This is a genomic window from Methanococcoides orientis, from assembly GCF_021184045.1.
Classification (GTDB): Archaea; Halobacteriota; Methanosarcinia; order Methanosarcinales; family Methanosarcinaceae; genus Methanococcoides; species Methanococcoides orientis.
This window is the reverse complement of sequence record NZ_CP073710.1, coordinates 985,310-1,001,725: the sequence shown is the minus strand read 5'-3', so window position 1 is coordinate 1,001,725 and position 16,416 is coordinate 985,310. Positions and strand designations below refer to the sequence as shown.

17 protein-coding genes and 1 tRNA gene are annotated in these 16,416 nt (G+C 45.4%); 3 read left to right on the top strand and 15 right to left on the bottom strand.

Features of this window, described 5'->3' with window-relative positions; genetic code table 11:
- Nucleotides 1–32: 32 nt before the first annotated feature.
- The 14 genes from J7W08_RS04975 to J7W08_RS04910 all read right to left on the bottom strand — a co-directional run bounded on the left by J7W08_RS04975 (nt 33) and on the right by J7W08_RS04910 (nt 13,728).
- The gene (locus J7W08_RS04975; protein ID WP_233085530.1) at nt 33–1,964 is read right to left on the bottom strand and encodes a hydantoinase/oxoprolinase N-terminal domain-containing protein; all 1,932 of its coding nucleotides are present in this window, start codon (nt 1,962–1,964) and stop codon (nt 33–35) included.
- A 267-nt stretch (nt 1,965–2,231) separates the two neighbouring features.
- Nucleotides 2,232–4,151 carry a hydantoinase/oxoprolinase N-terminal domain-containing protein gene (locus J7W08_RS04970; protein WP_233085529.1) on the bottom strand — a complete coding sequence of 640 codons (1,920 nt, stop codon included), beginning with the start codon at nt 4,149–4,151 and terminating at the stop codon, nt 2,232–2,234.
- Between the two features lie 149 nt (nt 4,152–4,300).
- A complete protein-coding gene (locus tag J7W08_RS04965; protein ID WP_233085528.1) occupies nt 4,301–4,918 on the bottom strand; it encodes a HemK2/MTQ2 family protein methyltransferase in 618 nt (205 codons plus the stop codon).
- Nucleotides 4,919–4,923: 5 nt separating this feature from the next.
- Nucleotides 4,924–5,736 carry a 16S rRNA (adenine(1518)-N(6)/adenine(1519)-N(6))-dimethyltransferase RsmA gene (gene rsmA, locus J7W08_RS04960; protein WP_233085527.1) on the bottom strand — a complete coding sequence of 271 codons (813 nt, stop codon included), beginning with the start codon at nt 5,734–5,736 and terminating at the stop codon, nt 4,924–4,926.
- A 17-nt stretch (nt 5,737–5,753) separates the two neighbouring features.
- On the bottom strand, nt 5,754–6,350 hold the full coding sequence (locus J7W08_RS04955; protein WP_048193115.1) for a DUF655 domain-containing protein: 597 nt from the start codon (nt 6,348–6,350) through the stop codon (nt 5,754–5,756).
- A gap of 76 nt (nt 6,351–6,426) precedes the next feature.
- Nucleotides 6,427–6,780, bottom strand: a complete 354-nt coding sequence (locus tag J7W08_RS04950; RefSeq protein WP_233085526.1) for an RNA polymerase Rpb4 family protein — start codon at nt 6,778–6,780, stop codon at nt 6,427–6,429.
- A gap of 153 nt (nt 6,781–6,933) precedes the next feature.
- Nucleotides 6,934–7,230, bottom strand: a complete 297-nt coding sequence (locus J7W08_RS04945; RefSeq protein WP_233085525.1) for a 50S ribosomal protein L21e — start codon at nt 7,228–7,230, stop codon at nt 6,934–6,936.
- 65 nt (nt 7,231–7,295) lie between these two features.
- Nucleotides 7,296–8,588 (bottom strand): tRNA pseudouridine(54/55) synthase Pus10, encoded by a 1,293-nt coding sequence (locus J7W08_RS04940; RefSeq protein ID WP_233085524.1) that lies wholly within the window; start codon nt 8,586–8,588, stop codon nt 7,296–7,298.
- A 30-nt stretch (nt 8,589–8,618) separates the two neighbouring features.
- Nucleotides 8,619–9,227 (bottom strand): tRNA (pseudouridine(54)-N(1))-methyltransferase TrmY, encoded by a 609-nt coding sequence (gene trmY / locus J7W08_RS04935; protein ID WP_233085523.1) that lies wholly within the window; start codon nt 9,225–9,227, stop codon nt 8,619–8,621.
- Nucleotides 9,228–9,482: 255 nt separating this feature from the next.
- Nucleotides 9,483–10,505 (bottom strand): CNNM domain-containing protein, encoded by a 1,023-nt coding sequence (locus tag J7W08_RS04930; RefSeq protein ID WP_233085522.1) that lies wholly within the window; start codon nt 10,503–10,505, stop codon nt 9,483–9,485.
- 174 nt (nt 10,506–10,679) lie between these two features.
- Nucleotides 10,680–11,729: a succinylglutamate desuccinylase/aspartoacylase family protein gene (locus J7W08_RS04925; RefSeq protein ID WP_233085521.1), complete on the bottom strand. Its 1,050-nt coding sequence runs from the start codon at nt 11,727–11,729 to the stop codon at nt 10,680–10,682.
- Nucleotides 11,730–11,732: 3 nt separating this feature from the next.
- Nucleotides 11,733–12,638 carry a 30S ribosomal protein S6--L-glutamate ligase gene (rimK, locus tag J7W08_RS04920; RefSeq protein ID WP_233085520.1) on the bottom strand — a complete coding sequence of 302 codons (906 nt, stop codon included), beginning with the start codon at nt 12,636–12,638 and terminating at the stop codon, nt 11,733–11,735.
- Nucleotides 12,635–13,117 carry an ATP-dependent zinc protease family protein gene (locus J7W08_RS04915; RefSeq protein ID WP_233085519.1) on the bottom strand — a complete coding sequence of 161 codons (483 nt, stop codon included), beginning with the start codon at nt 13,115–13,117 and terminating at the stop codon, nt 12,635–12,637. Before J7W08_RS04915 ends, rimK begins: the two co-directional genes overlap by 4 nt.
- A gap of 110 nt (nt 13,118–13,227) precedes the next feature.
- Complete coding sequence (locus tag J7W08_RS04910) at nt 13,228–13,728, bottom strand: META domain-containing protein (RefSeq protein ID WP_233085518.1); 501 nt, start codon at nt 13,726–13,728, stop codon at nt 13,228–13,230.
- 260 nt (nt 13,729–13,988) lie between these two features.
- On the opposite strand from J7W08_RS04910, the gene J7W08_RS04905 reads away from it, so the two are divergent.
- Nucleotides 13,989–14,768 (top strand): TIGR00266 family protein, encoded by a 780-nt coding sequence (locus tag J7W08_RS04905; protein WP_233085517.1) that lies wholly within the window; start codon nt 13,989–13,991, stop codon nt 14,766–14,768.
- A 23-nt stretch (nt 14,769–14,791) separates the two neighbouring features.
- Complete coding sequence (locus J7W08_RS04900; RefSeq protein WP_233085516.1) at nt 14,792–15,424, top strand: metallophosphoesterase; 633 nt, start codon at nt 14,792–14,794, stop codon at nt 15,422–15,424.
- Between the two features lie 54 nt (nt 15,425–15,478).
- Here the strand turns inward: J7W08_RS04900 and J7W08_RS04895 are convergent, their stop codons facing one another.
- The gene (locus J7W08_RS04895; RefSeq protein ID WP_233085515.1) at nt 15,479–16,225 is read right to left on the bottom strand and encodes an MBL fold metallo-hydrolase; all 747 of its coding nucleotides are present in this window, start codon (nt 16,223–16,225) and stop codon (nt 15,479–15,481) included.
- Nucleotides 16,226–16,306: 81 nt separating this feature from the next.
- Between J7W08_RS04895 and J7W08_RS04890 the strand changes: the two genes are divergently transcribed.
- A tRNA-Leu gene (locus tag J7W08_RS04890) sits at nt 16,307–16,391 on the top strand.
- The last annotated feature ends 25 nt before the right edge of the window (nt 16,392–16,416 follow it).

Here is a 16,416-nt window from a genome sequence, read left to right as displayed (position 1 = left end):
GAATACGGGATGTTGATATTTAAGGGTATAACTTACTTCTTCAATTCAGCAATACCCAGGAAAGCATATTTCGTCTCCAGTGGTACTCCTGTATTTAAAGGATTGATCACCTTTTTGGTAACTTCGATGTTGATGTTGCCATCTTCAAGTTCTGCATCCTGCATGTAATCCATTACCAGCTTGTTGCCAAGTTCTTCTGCATAGACCACTGCTTCATCGTAGTTGCTCATCTCATCCTTTCCAAGAGGGGAGAATACGGATATGGAGGTTGGCTTGAGATTGTATTTGGATTCGCCGAAGGTGACCCTGATAAGGATCTCTATTCTTTTCACACCTTTTCCTGCAAGAGCTCCAACTGCATTTCCTACTTCCGCGTGTTCAGGTAGCAGTATCTTTGCATCCACGAACTTCTTTATTTCTTCGGTATATGCACGCACAGGTCCACCGAGAAGTACTACCGGGACATCGGCTTTGAATCCGGCGAAGAAATCCCCGTCAAGACCTTTTTCTATCTCTTTTGCATCCACGGTTTCCATCAGGTAGGAAAGGAGATTCAATGCCATGTTCTTTGCAACTTTCTTTTTGATCTCAAGACAGAGCTCCTTTACTTCCATATCTGCAAAGATACACATTTGTTCTGCACCGAGGATCGATGCTTCGGTATTCCATTCGTTGTAATCTCCAAGTACATGCAATGCATCGGTAGGTGTGAATCCGATGGTCTGTATAAGTCTTTTCTGTATCAGGCTGTCAAGAAGCATTGGAGAAGGCAGTATTCTTCTTTCCAGGTATATTTCACTGACAGCAAGTGGTTCATCCCCTATCCTGTTCAGAAGTTCCTCTTCCCTTTTGGTCAGTTCTATAGGTTTTTGCTCTGTCCTGACAAAGAACTTCGTTGGCTGGACGTTCTCACCAAGTTTTAGTCTTGAAATTGATTGTCCCTGTTTCAGCTTCTTGATGATCCTTGGATATTTTGTAGCTGCAACACACAGTGGAACCACCCTTCTTGGTCCTATGCTGAGCACATGGTTCATGACCCAGACATGACTGTCTCCTCCCATTGCAGAGGTTTCCATCTTAATGGCTTCTACTTTGGTCTGCCATCCGCCTACAATGGCACCAGTATCAGATATCTGTGGCAATCCGTTGACCGTCAGGGAAACATCGGTACTCGTACCGCCTACATCGATCACCACGCAGCTTGGTTCCTTTGACAGGTAAGCTGCACCCACAAGACTGGCGGCAGGTCCTGTAAATATTGATTCTATAGGGTGCTTGAGGGCTTCATTCATTCCTACGATGGAGCCATCACATTTCAACATCATGAGTTTTGCATTTATTCCACGGCGCTCAACCTCAGAAGCGACTGTTTTCATGAACTGGTTGGCAATTGGAAGCAACTGGGCGTTCAGGAATGCTGTTATTCCTCTGTCATATGCACCCAGTGACTGGGATAGCTCGTGTCCGCAGATCACAGGCATTCCGGTAAGCTCTGTGATAATTTCTTTTACCTTAAGTTCGTGTTCGGGATTTCTCACACTGAAATAAGATGAAACGGCAAATGCTGATACTTTGTTCTTTACAGCCTCGACGAACTCTTCGACCGAATCAAGGTCTAACGGTTCGACCTCATTGCCGCCGGAACTGTGTCCTCCATTTACAGAGATATAGTACTTAATTGCCGAATTCTTTGGGGTGTCTGTTTTTCCTACGAGGATAAGTCCCACGGGATAGCCGGTCTTTTCCAGAATTGTGTTGGTTGCCAGGGTAGTGGATACTGATACAAGTTTGACCTGTTTTAGAATGGATTGGTCAAGTCCGTCAAAAGCGTTCTGTATGCCTGGCAAAAGGTCAGGATAGGTAGTCCTTGCTTTTGTAGAATCAATGATCTTTCCGTCCGCGTCGCTGATGAGAACGGCGTCGGTGTAAGTTCCTCCTGCATCAATACCAAGACTATATTTCATGATCTTATTCCTTTATTGTGAATTTATTTTGTGTTTTTTAATGTGGTCTGCTTGCCAGTACCACATAAAGCTTAGCTTCCACGTGTTAATCAATATTAGAATCGTTAGTCAGCTAAGTAGCTGATTAATTACTACTATATGAACATTCGGATTTTGTTATGGACTTTAAGAAGTTCGGTGTTACTCGAACTTGCTTAAGGTCCTTTCTTTCAGCTTGTTACAGGATGTCCGGGAAATATGTGGATACTTTTCCATTCCTGTTGATTTTCATATCTCTCTTTTCGGTGTACCGATACCTACGAAAACAAGTTTTGTTTCCAGTGGCAGGCTGTCGCCATGCATTGTGATGTCGTTCCTTGTTACTTCTATACGTACATCCTCTGCATCCAGTCCTGCTTCCTTCATGTAGCCCAGGACAAGTTCTCTTCCAATCTTATCTGCATATTTGAGAGCTTCCGGATGCGTCTGAAAGATCTCACGCTGGCCTTGCACGAACACGATATTACTTATCTTCGATTTCTTTCTTACATTCTTGATAAGTATCTCGATCCTTTTGATGCCTTTTCCTACAAGTGCTCCTGCTGCATTTCCAACTTCGGAATGCTCGGGAAGTATAACATCTGCGTCTATCAGCTTTCTGACATCTTCCACATAAGCCCTTACAGGTCCGCCCAGGAGTACTACAGGGACGTCAAGTTTGAACTTGGTGTGATGATCACCTTCAATAACTTTTCTAATCTCCTCGGGATGTACATCTTTCAGAAGATAGGACATAAGGTAAATAGCCATATTCTTGGCTACTTCATTTTTGACCTGCTGGCAGAATTCACCCTTGCTCTGGTGCGTCATGCGTCCGAGTATTGTGGCGGCAATGTTCGAGGCTTCAGCATTCCATTCATTGTAGTCCCCGAGCACATGTAGTGCATCGGTTGGAGTGAATCCGATAGCTTGTATGAGCCTTTTCTGAATGAGAAGGTCAAGAAAGACCGGTGAAGGAAGTTTATCCAGGAAAATACCACTTATAGAGACCGGTTCATCTCCAATCCTGTCATAGATCTCCTTTTCTGATGGGGAAAATTCCGATGTAGGTTCCTTTCCTGATCGAATAAAGAATTTGGTGGGCTGTATATTATCGCTCAGTAGCATTCTTGAGGGCACTCTTGCCGTTTTAAGCCTTTCTATCAGCGATGGATACTTTGTTGCAGCAACACATAGTGGTATTACCCTTCTTGGGCCAATGTTAGGTTTCTGGTTCTTGATCCAGATGTGGCTATCTCCACCCATTGCAGAGGTTTCCATGCGAATGGCCTTGACCTTTGTCTGCCAGCCACCGACCACTGCCCCTTCATCACAGAGTTCCGGCAGTTCATTTTCTATCATGGATACATCTGTACTTGTACCTCCGACATCAATGACGGTGCAGGTCTTTGCTTTGCTAAGGTATGCCGCTCCGACAAGGCTTGCTGCGGGACCTGAGAAAATTGATTCAATAGGTTTTTCTTTTGCTTCATCGATACCGACCACGGAACCGTCACATTTGAGCATAAGAAGTCGTGCTTTTATGTTCCTTCTGTCCATTTCATTTATGATGGTCTCTATGAAATGATCAGTTATTGGGATCAGTTGTGCGTTAAGGTATGCTGTGATACCACGGTTGTATGCACCAAGGTCCTGGGAAAGCTCATGTCCGCAAACGCTTGGCAGCCCTGTCAGTTCTTTGATCAGTTCTTTTATCTGAAGCTCATGTTCAGGATTACGTATGCTGAAGTAAGATGAAATTGCAAAGGCTGAAACTATATCTTTGTTCCGGAGAATAAATTCCCTGACAGTTTCCATGTCAAGTTTTCTTATTTCTTCTCCGCTGGGACCATGGCCACCATCAACAACAATATAGTTATTTATGGAATGAGTTTCCGGTATTACATAATCTCCTGCCATGATAAGTGCAACGGGATATCCGGTACCTTCAAGAATTGTATTAGTGGACAGTGTTGTAGATACGGAAACCAGCTTTATGTCTTTGAGGTAACTCTGATCTAATCCGTCAAGAGCGTTCTGAATGCCTATCAACAGGTCTGGATAAGTTGTTCTTGCTTTTGTAGAATCAACGATCTCGCCATCCGAATCCCGTATTATTACCGCATCGGTGTAAGTACCGCCTGCGTCAATACCCATGCTGTATTGCATCTTTTATCACTCCTTTAACTCCAAATCTCAGACTCTTCTTTGCATGAAGGCTATATCATAAAATGAATCAGGGATCTTGTCCCTAATAGAAATGGTTTGGAATCGTATATAAGAGTTGTGTGCAATATGTGCAAAACCTATTATTTAACTTACAGTTTTGGCAGATCAATTTCTGAGTCCGGAAAAGTGCCTTTAACCACTATCAGTTCCTCAAAGAAGCAGTTATCACTGCCACAGGTCTCGACTTCAAATCCACATGCTACCATGCGTTCCTTTACCTGCTCTATGCCTGTAAGTGAAGATATGAGAATAAGCACAATTCCATTCCGGGTGAGATATCCCGGAACTTCATCAATGAAACGATTTACTGCATCCCTGCCATCAGGCCCGCCATCGAAAGCATAATTAAGCCATCCTGGAACTTTCTCATCTTCTGATGTGGGGAGGTAGGGTGGATTGAAAAGGACGAGGTCGAATATATTTCCGGGCTTAAAACAATTGAACATATTTGCCCTGATAACCTCTACACCGCTCGCCCTTGCACAGGTGGCAGCAATCGGGCTGATCTCGGTAGCAATAAGATCAACATCGACGTTCTCCTGAAGGACTGCTGAAACAAAGCCGGTACCTGCACCGACCTCCAGTACTTTCATGCCTTCTTTTGCATTATCAATGGCAACGTCAGCAAGCAAATAGGAATCTTCAGCGGGGTCGTAGACCTGCTCATCAAGATTTATGTTCGCATTCCTGTAGGTGATCGTTACCATGGTCTTTACATCGCGTTCTTCATTTTGCAGATGTGATTGGCAATGTCTGCAAGTTCATGGGGTTCAAGGTTCTCAGCACGCTTGTTCATCTGCTCTTCTGGAAGTTCATCAACGATCTGTTTGATGTTTGGGACCTTTAACAAATGATTACCTTTGATAATTGCGTTCCGGAGCTTTTTACGCCTTTGAAGGAACCCGGCGGTAACAAGGTTCAGGAAAAATTCGGGTTCATCAACCTGGAATGGTGATGGGCGAGGAACAACTTTCACAACGGCAGACCACACTTCCGGAGGTGGTGAGAATGCTGAAGGGGGGATCTTCATGATGATGGATGTATCAGCAAAATAGTGTGTGTTAACTGAGAGCCTGCTGTAGTCCTCGGTATTGGCTTCTGCAACCATACGCTGTGCGAACTCATACTGGTACATCAGTACGCCCAGTTCAAATTCATGCTCAAAGAGCTTGAATGTGATTGGAGAGGATATCGAATATGGCAGGTTTGCCACAACTTTATTGAATTTGGGAAGATCGGTTTTCAGGACATCGCCTGGGATGATCTCCAGTTTGTCATTATCGGAAAAACGATCATTAAGGACCTCTACAAGTCTGGGGTCAAGTTCTATGACTATGACCTTTCCTGCTTTTTCCAAAAGCCTTTCTGTAAGATTGCCGATGCCGCCTCCGATCTCAAGCACAACGTCATCTTCGCAGAGGTTTGCCTCTTCGGCAATAGAATCAAGAATTCGTTCGTCGATCAAAAAATGTTGGTCATGGCATCCGCCCTGGATGCCATATTTCTGTAGAATTTTTCTTACCAAGGCAATGACACCTGTCTTTAATCATTTTTTGGACGATGCATTGGTACTGTAAAGAGCCTGTATTTGATATTATCATCTTTAAGCTCTTCAAGAATACGGTTTACAATGACCTTTTCAGGGGTATGTACTCCGCCAACACGGTCATGCAGGTCCTTCAGGCTCTTGAACTCGCCCTTCTTGCGCTCATCAATGATAGCCCACATGAGCTTCTTGCCGATACCAGGTAGGAGCTCCAGCATATGCAGCCTTGTTGTTATGGGATGTGCCTCGTTGAAGAACTTGACGAACTTCTCTTCCTGATGCCTGACGCATTCCTCAAGTACATGAGGAACTTCAAGCTGTGCACCATGGCTAAGTTCCTGATAGTGGATCCTGTGTTTTACATGATCGATCTCATCTCTATCCCCGTCACCAATATAGACGCGGGACTGTATCTGTGGATTTGCTCCTTCTTTTGGAACAAGCTCCATAAGTACAAAGTGTTTATCACCAACTGCCTGAACCAGAGGTTTCTTCTGGTATGCCGGACGCTTGTCTGTTGTACTGCCATAAGGTAGGTAATCAAGGACCCATGCGTAATCCTCTTTCTCAGGTGGTGTTCCCCTCTTTCTCATAGTATCCTCCAGTATGTTGTGCATCGGTGATGAAACTTACTGTCTCCATCAAAAAAAGTAAAGTATGAGATATAAATTATTCCATTGACTCGAGTACCAGATTCAGTATCGTATCCAGTTCTTCTTCGGTCAAAGTGAATCTCTCTTTTGCATAAAGTGCCCTGAGCTCATCCCTGCTCTGAGGTATGATATCAGCAATATGTACTGCGATCTCAGGTTTCATCTTCTCCAGTTCAAGAAGTTTGCTCACAAGTTCTCTGGACTTTTCGGCACTGATCTTTGCGAACATGTCTGCATGGTTGATAGCCTTGCGCAGCTCATATCCCAATTCTTCGCCGCGTTCTGTGCGTTCTTCCATTATCTCGCTAAGTATTTCCTTGACTTCGGGAACAGTCAATAACTCTTCACTCTGAACTTGTTTGACGATCATTAAAATACACTCTTTGAAATTAAGTATAGTTTACCGTTTTGAGAGCCACACAGTTGTAGCGGACGTAATCTTTCAGATAGGTGTTTTTATAGATATATCTATCGACACCTGAATGTGTCAGTGTCCAGACTATTGCTAGTCTGGAACATGAACTTAGTTGTATTTCTGTGGTTTCAGGTGCTGTGGAAGGGAAATGACCTCTTTCATAGAGTTTCCGTCCCTGACCTGTAAAAGGTAAGCTCTTCCGCGCTGTCCAAGTACCTTACCAGTCTTTCCCTGGAACTTTGCGTTTGGCATTCCCTTCTGTACGCTTGGATCGATATCGATGTGGACCATCTGTCCGTCATCGAATTCCTGGATTGCCTTGCTTACAGGAGAGAGTCCCCTTTCTCTAACAGTCTTCTTCAATTTGTACCTAGTACAGCTTCTTTCACCGTGTGATGTTGGCATTATTTTCCTCCGTTGTTCAGGTCGTGGATAAGACCTATGTTTGATAAATTTGATGGTTAGCCGACTTATATGTCGACTCCGATGACGTCCAGCTCGGCAACGGTAGCCTGTGTGCCGATGAGCCCTGTAAGGCTTGGCACTGTTCTTCCTTCGTCGCTGGATATCAGTTCCTTGACATAGAGGCCGCCCTCGCAATGAACTTCGATCATTGCATAGTCCTCGGTCAGTTCGTTAAGCTTCATGTCATGGACGGTTCGCTTACGTACCAGATCAGCCCTTCTGTGAGATACACGCTGTGGTGTTCTCTGGCCGATCTGTGCACCAATGAGTTCATTGATGGCCGATCTGAGTTTCTCCTCTGGAATTTGCTCTTTGAATGTAACTTTAAGGTTATAAACTTTATCCGCCTTTGAGCTCTTGAGAGCCTCGACAGTGGCCTTTGGTGTAAAAGTAAGACCAATTACTTCGATCTTGCCGGCGGCTCGTTCATTGATCTCTTTCTCAACTTTCTTAAGATCGCATGTACGAAGCAGTGGTTCAACAGCCTCTACTACGAAAGGTCTTCCGGTACCGAGCATCAGGGCATCGATGTCCTCACGACCTGCACCATGGAACTTCGTATCAGTGCAGCGCAGTGCTTCGATAACAGGGTCCTTGGTAAGTTCATCAACTGATTCTGGATATTGCTTTCCGGTGAAGTTGCATGCCTCGCATCCTCTGCCCTTGCATGACCGACATGGCCAGCGTGTCTGCGGTATGGTTCGCACAAGTTTCCTGTACCTTCCAAGGATATAGACCGAGCGCACCTGAAGAATGACCTCTTCGTTAGCAAGATCAAGTGTCACCAGTATATCGGGAGTATCAAGCTCAACTTCTTTATTTGTCCTTTTTGCAATGAGCTTTCCTACTTCTCGGTTAAGTTCGGACTTGAACTGCTCCGCGTGGGTGGCTTCGGACTCTGTCCAGAGTATCTCCTCGTTCTCGCTCAGGAGTCCGCTCATCTTTGTTCCGACAAGGAACGTAGAATATTCGTAATCCTTGAGTGCGATCTCAGCCCTCTCGGCCCAATCATCAAGTTTCTCGAAAAGTCCCAGGCATACCCAGCATTTTTCATCTTCGCCTTCTTTCCTCAATGATTTACGGGCGTTGATACTTGAGCTGCTTAACTCTTCCAGTATCTCTTTGTCACCCTCATCCTTGCTAATGCGGTCGCCTTCCATAGCGAGTGCGAGCTTAACGGCACGTCCTCTTTGATCATTGGTCAATCCGGTGGAGAGCTTTGCGAACTGTCTTCCCATACAGTGGTCACAAATGGGTCCTTCCTGGATGATCTTCTTTGCAGTATCGAGTATGTTCACCTGGTCACTTCCTTCTTCCTGTTCCTTAAATTACTGGACCTTCTCTGCCATTGTCCTGTCTATCTCATTGTTGATCAGTATTATGCAATGGTCTGCGTGTAGTGGTATTGGGCCAAGGGAGATGGTCTGTGCTCCCTGCTCATTTATCATTTGTTCTTCCTCTTCAGTGACACCAACATGGTCACCAAGAATGAACACAGCATCATCTGTAAGGTCGGAAACTTCGCGTATATCTTCGCCATCTTCATGCAGGTAGATAAACTTTCTTCCTGCTTCTCTGAATTCGGCCAGGAGGGTGTCAAGACCACCATTTTTAATGAACACTCCGGGTGTGGAGCGTGTTTCCCATTCGCCTGCTGTTTTCTGGAGTGCTTTCTTTATAAGTGAACCTGCACTTCTCTCATCCGGGTTCAGGTATCTTATGTGCTCTCCGTCAAAACGGACTATCTTTTCAGGCTCCGGTTCTCCAAGTAATACCAGATGAACCTGAACGTCCCTTCTCAGATCGTGGGATAAGAACAATGATGAGTTTATGCATCTGCAAAGGATATCCATGCGGCCGGCTGCTCCGGGCATGTCATTGAGGGAAAAGTCGCCTGTTGTCAAGGCTTTATGGGCAATTATCACAAAATCTCGCATATTTTAGTATCCTGTCTTGTTTTTTGGTGATAACCATGTTTTATTAGATTAAATGCACCCTTAGATAACACAATACTTTTTTTATTTAGTTAATGTGTAATCCGGAATGATTCTTAATAAGGAATATAGGATAAAAAGATATCTGCTTTAATCAACGTCTTCAGTTGAAATAATGCCTATTCAAAGATTTCATTTTGTTGAATCCTCATAATTATAAAAAATAACGACAAATATAAAAACAAAAAATGAAGGTCTTTATCGCATCCTGTTCACGATACCCCTGAACAGGCGACCAAGGATGTCAGAACCTGTTATGACGATCTTTTCTGGATCCTCGTCGTTCCAGTAAAGTATGAGGTCGTTATCGATGACATCATCCTCTGAATCGACAGGATATACCTTCAGCTTATGGATGACATCCCCTATTTTTTCCTTAGGGCTTTTTACGATTATAGGGACATGGCAATATCTTAGTGGGTAGAATGGCCTTTTGTAGATCGCATCCCTTATGAACGACGTGGAATCGATGGCCACGACAGGATAATCGTTTTCATCGACAGCGATTATCCACTTCTTGGCAGGTTTGGCTATCTTCTGTAGCAGTTCCTCAAACTCCGGGGTCCCTATCTCGGGGAAGATCGGTCGATTGTTATATGATTCTATCTCAATTATGGAATTCTGGTCTATAATGGAACCTTCCTGCTTTATGCTGAGGTCATCCAGTGAGAGGAAATTGAGGGCACCAACTCCTTCCAGCCTGTCGATGTCACTGGTATCCTCCCTGATGTGCTTCTGCAGCATTATCCTCAGGGATGTTTCCTTGAAGAACTCAAGTTTCTCCGTACCAAGCCATCTGTCAAGCACCATTGCGGAAGGTTTTGTGACAGGATACAACAGCATTATGTAGAACCTGACAAGGGGTGTCAGTGAAGCTCCCATCTTCAGGGCATTTCTTGTGAAATATGCCTGTGGAAGGATCTCTCCGAAACAGGTGATAAACACAGTGGAGAAGATGAAAGCAGAGCTACCTATCATTACTGAGTCCGTTAAGAGGGTGAGCAGTACGTTGACACCCACATTACCCCACAAAAGGGTGGAAAGCAGCAAGTGCGGGTCCTTCCTCAGCTTCAGGACCTTTATTGCATGTATGTTGTGAGCTTCGGCCTCGATCTCAAGCCTGAGGCGGCTTACTCCAAAAAGACCGATGGTCAATCCCGAAAACAGAGCTGATTGGCTCAGACAAAGAACAATAAGTAACCAGATAATGATATCATTCATGATTAAGTGATTCACTCCGTGTATGAAACAGTGTTAATCATAATATGCGGGCACGAAATAAAACAATTTCTGTATGATTGGATATCTTCAATCTTGTTCTGATGTATAATTGTGCTTTCTGGAGTTTTTGAGCTATAGTTCTGTTCATTATTACTGCCATTACAATCCAGAAATTTACACCAGAGGCACTTGCTCACTTTTTACTTCATCAGTTAGAGGGTCAAGTTCATCGTGATATGTTTCGATGTAATTTGAGATTTCTTCTTCCTTCACAAATTTTGCGATATGGAAAATAGCTTCACCTTCATGTGCAAGTGGGAGGTTCGTTTTTCCGATGACGATCCCTGATACTGTGCTTGTTACGTTCGTTTCGATCTCCCCTAATGGGTCATTTATGTAGGCTAATATATCGCCTTTTTTAACCAGAGTTCCCAGAGGAATAACTGAACGTAGTATTCCACTTTCCGGAGCTCTGACCCATTGGGTAGATCTGGAAATAAGAGTCTCATACTCTTTCTTCTTCCTGCTTTTTGGTCTCATTCCCAAATAAGACATGACTCCGAGGATTCCTCTTACTCCTGCTCTAATAGAGACTTCGTCAAATCGGAGTGCTTCGCCTGCTTCATACAAAAGGACCGGTATATTATTATGTTCACGAGCTGCTTCTCGCAACGATCCATCGCGTAGTTCAGAATTAATAATTACAGGTACACCAAAAGCACGTGCAATAGCTTCGGTTTCTGGTTCCCCTCTCAAACAGGCACGGATCTGTGGTAGATTTTCCCGAGCAATGGCTCCTGTATGAAGATCTATAACATGGGTACAATGGTCGATTATCTCTGTCATAAGCATATTTGCCAGACGGGATGCCATTGAACCGGATCTTGAACCGGGGAATGATCGGTTCAGATCACGTCTGTCAGGCAAATAGCGGGACTGGGAAACAAAGCCGAACACATTTACAATTGGAATTGCAATAAGTGTACCTTTTATTTTGTTGAGCGTTTTGTGTGTGAGGATACGGCGTATGATCTCAACACCATTGATCTCATCTCCGTGGATAGCAGCACAGATCAACAGACAAGGTCCCGGTTTATTTCCATGTACAACATGGATCGGCATTGACGCTGAGGTATGTGTATAAAAGCTGGGGATTGGTAATTCAATGGATGTCCTTGTTCCCGGCTGAATTGTTATACCTGCAATTGTTATCGGTTCCTGCATAGATTAACCTTTACCACGTGTTCTGGTCTTGCCGGTTTTAGAGTTCTTCTCAACATAGTCTATGATCATACCTGCAATATCCTTGCCAGTTGCTTTTTCTATGCCTTCCAGACCCGGGCTTGAATTTACCTCCATTACCAGAGGTCCGTGATTGGATCGTAAAAGATCAACACCTGCAACATTGAGCCCCATGATCTTTGCAGCACGTACTGCGGTAGAGCGCTCTTCCGGTGTGATCCTGATGATCTCCGCAGTTCCTCCCCGGTGTATGTTCGACCTGAACTCTCCTGATGGTGCCTGCCTTTTCATGGCTGCAACGACTTTTCCACCGATTACGAAACAGCGAATGTCAGCTCCGCTTGCTTCTTTTATGTATTCCTGGACAAGGATGTTTGCCTTTACGCCCATGAAACCTTCGATTACACTTTCAGCAGCCTTTTGAGTCTCTGCCAGTACCACACCAATTCCCTGTGTACCTTCCAGCAGTTTGACGACAAGAGGTGCACCTCCTACCATCTTGATCATGTCTTTAATGTCATCAGGCTTGCTGGCATAACCTGTTACAGGCAGCCCTATTCCTTTGCGGGAAAGCAGCTGCAAGGAGCGGAGCTTATCGCGGGATCGGGTGATAGCAACTGATTCGTTCAACGGGTAAACTCCCATCATTTCGAATTGTCGGAGAACTGCAGTACCATAGAAAGTAACGGATGCGCCTATGCGAGGGATAACTGCATCAAATCCATCAAGCTCTTCACCCTTGTAGTGAATGGTTGGCTTGTGGGATGTGATGTTCATATAAGCCCTTAACACATCTATTACCTGAACTTCGTGTCCTCTTTCTTCGGCTGCTTCGATCAAGCGGCAGGATGAGTAAAGCTTACGGTTTCTTGATAATAAGGCGATCTTCATTTGTCAACCTCTGTCTTTAATTTGTATATCTTGTGTGCATCGAGCTTCCCATGCATGTAGGATGCAGCAGGGTCCACAAATGCTCGATTCTCTATTGCACGACGTCCCAGAAGCATCCTGAAACGCATGGTATCGCGGTCTGTAAGTGTAATTTCTATCGGATAACGAATGGATGCAATAATGATGTCGGTTTCGATGACATACCTCATTTCCCTGTGTCCGCCGGAATCTGTCACCTGTCTGCGGTCTTTCAAGGGTGCTGTACACTCTACCTGCAGTTCCTTGTTATTTTGTATGGGGTGGACCATGAACCGGACCATTTCAATGCCGTTCTCGATGTAATGCTCCACATTGAATGCATGTATTGCAGATGTCTTTGCACCTGTATCCACTTTTGCTTTGATCGCAGGAAGGCCAAGTTCCGGCAATGTGACCCACTCTCTCCACCCAAGTGTCAGTTTGTGTTCTTCCCTATCCATAGGATATCTTAAAACGAGAAAGAGCAATTAAGTATAAAATAAATTTGGTGGGATGAAAGGTCCCGGAGGCTCTTCCTTCCCGAAAAAAGAAAAGTTGTTAAATGGTGATCTTATTGTTCGACAATTTCTTCTTTTGTGAAGAGCATCATGTCACCGTTCTCACCGATCTCGAGAACAAGCTGCTCGTCGTCCATTGAGACAGCTGTCACATTGCCCAGCAAGGAAAGGTACTGGCTGTCGAGTGAGTCCGGGCCGCAGTAAGCAAGTGTTATTGGTCCCGGTGCTATGGTCATCTTGTTGTCTTCCAGTGTGTAGCTTCCACTGCCACGGTTGCAGTCTGCTTTAATGGAGTATGTTCCATCCTCACTGAAGGTAATTGTGTAGTTTTCCGGATCAGGAACAACGGATTGGCTTGCAGGAAGTGTCTCGATCAGTCCTGACCATTGCCATTCGATGTCGATGATCTCATCAAGGGCTATGATGGTTTCTTCGTCGTGTTCGGTCTCAATGACGTCGTTCTCATTGTCAGCTTCAGTACAGCCCAATGCCAGCATGGTGCCTGTAAGTACTGCAAAGATCATGAATATGGATAATATCTTTTGTGTGTTCATAATTTGATAACCTCCTGGTTCTCTAAATAACACTATGTCTGGTACCTATATATCGGTTGCTTAAGCTACAGTTCAATTTGAAGTCTTCTGATGCTGATTATCTTGTTTGTTGGAATGCGTCTGATGCTGATGGTTCCACTATCCCGGCAAAGATTGATCTTTGTATCTGCCTACAATATGTTTATTTGTCTTTAAATGCAATATTCCTGCAGAGGGGACGTTCCAAAGTAAAATTGCTGTCCCGTAGAGGAGTACTAATAATGGCAGATGAGATCGATTATAAGATTCATGGTAATGAGATGCAGCTGGTGGAGATCGGCCTTGATAAAGGAGAAACAGTAAGGGCAGAGGCCGGAGCCATGATGTTCATGGGGGATGGCATTAAGATGGAAACCTCTACAGGCGGCGGGCTCCTGAAAGGACTTAAAAGAGCATTCTCCGGTGAGAGCTTCTTTATCACTTCATTCACCCAGACCGGCAATGGAAAGGGCAGTGTTGCTTTCGGTGCTCCGTATCCTGGTAAGATCGTGCCTATAGACCTCACAGAGGAGGGTGGTAGCTTCCTCTGTCAGAAGGACTCATTCCTTTGTGCTGCTGATGGTATCGACATTACGATCGCTTTTTCCAAGAGGATAGGGGCCGGTCTTTTCGGTGGGGAAGGTTTCATTCTCCAGAGGCTTCACGGTGACGGCCTTGCATTCGTCCATGCAGGCGGTACAATTGTGAAAAAGGAGCTTGCACCGGGAGAGACCCTTAGGGTTGACACAGGATGCCTGGTGGCATTTTCTGAGAGTATTGATTACGACATCCAGTTCGTAGGCGGTTTCAAAAATGCACTTTTCGGAGGCGAAGGTATGGTACTGGCAACGGTCAAGGGACCGGGTAAAGTGTATCTCCAGAGCCTGCCGTTCTCCCGTCTTGCTGACAGGATCGCTGCGGCCATCGGTCCAGGGGAATCCAACAGGGGAGAGCGAGGCGGCATATCGGGAATTGGTGAAACGGCACTCGGTGGCATCCTCGGTGGTGACAGGAAATTCTAACGTTCTTTTTCGAGGTGTGAAAAATGAGAATACTTGCCCTTGCGGATGTACATGGTGATCCTTCCCATATCGATGGCCTGCTGGAGAAAGCAGGTGATGTCGATCTGGCAGTGATAAGCGGCGATCTGACCCAGTTCGGTCCTGGCAGTGGAGCTGAGAAATTGCTTTCGATGTTCGATGTACCTGTCCTTGCAGTTCCCGGAAACTGTGACCCGAAGGATGTCATGGACGCGATCGATTCATCGGATGCGGTAAACCTGCATAATGCTGTGAAGAAGATAGATGACTTTACGTTCATAGGAATGGGAGGTTCCTGCCCAACCCCGTTCAATACACCCTTCGAGCTTGAGGAGGATGAGATCGAAAAGACCCTTGAGCCACTTTTCGAAGCTGCTGAAGGCACTGTCGTGCTCCTCTCCCACACTCCTCCCAGGGGCTTGCTGGATGAAGTCGGAGGCGAGAATGTGGGAAGCACAGCCGTGGCTAAGTTCTTTAACCGTGCAAAGCTCGTGATCTGTGCGCATATCCATGAAGCAAGAGGATTCGCCAGATCAGGCGATACTTTCCTTGTAAATCCCGGCATGGCAGCACAGGGATATGCTGCTTTGATCGAGCTGGATGAAGATAATGTAAGCGTGGTCTTCCTTGAGGACTGAGCTCAATAGGTTCGACCAGCTTTAATAGATCGATCGCCTCCCGATCGGAGTCGATCAGATCTCAACAACCATGAGGTCGAAGGGTATGTGAACCTCCCCCTCAAACTCTTTTTTCAGGTATTCAAGAGCTTCTTCTTCATGCCCTTGCATGTGGGGATAAAGGTGTGTAAGATAAACTCCCCTGATGCCTGTATCTTTAAGGTAAGGTCTCAGCATGTCAGGTGTGGTGTGATTCGTCATCTCAAAGTTCAGCGGGAAAGAGCACTCGTGGATAAGCATATCACAGCCCTGCGCCAGTTCCATGATGTCTTCACACGGCTCGGTATCCCCTGAGTAGACTACTGTCTGCCCATCATGCCGTACCTGATACGCTAGTGATGGCACACTGTGTATCCCGCTGGCACATTTCACATCGCATCCATCGAAGAGCTTGAACTCCTCGCCCGGCGCAACCTCCACGACATCGACGCTGACCTTTTCCTTCATGTATGGATAGATGTCCATGACCCTGTTAAGCCACTCCCGCGTACCTGCCGGACCATAAATGGTGGAATCGAACTTATCACACAGCCAGTTTGCCTTGAGAAGGCACATAACATCAGCCACATGGTCCAGGTGCAGATGTGAAAGCACAATGGTATCGATGTCCGTATGCAAGTTCCCGCTCTCGAATATCCGGTTCAGCACACCTCCTCCACAGTCGAAAAGGACTTTCTTCTCACTGATCTCCATAAGTAGTCCTGATTGAACCCTGTCTTTCTGTGGTATCGCCACACCTGTTCCAAGAAATGTTATCTTCATGCTTCATTAGAATAAGGCTTAAGTAACTTAACTTTAATTATGGGGTGACCAAGAGCATAAGGCAGCCGTTCTAATTCTCATGCGGGGGTCGCCCAGCTAGGTCAAAGGCGCCAGACTTAAGATCTGGTATCGAAGGATTTCGAGGGTTCGAATCCCTCCCCCCGCACTTTTCTTTTGGGATATATAAGAAA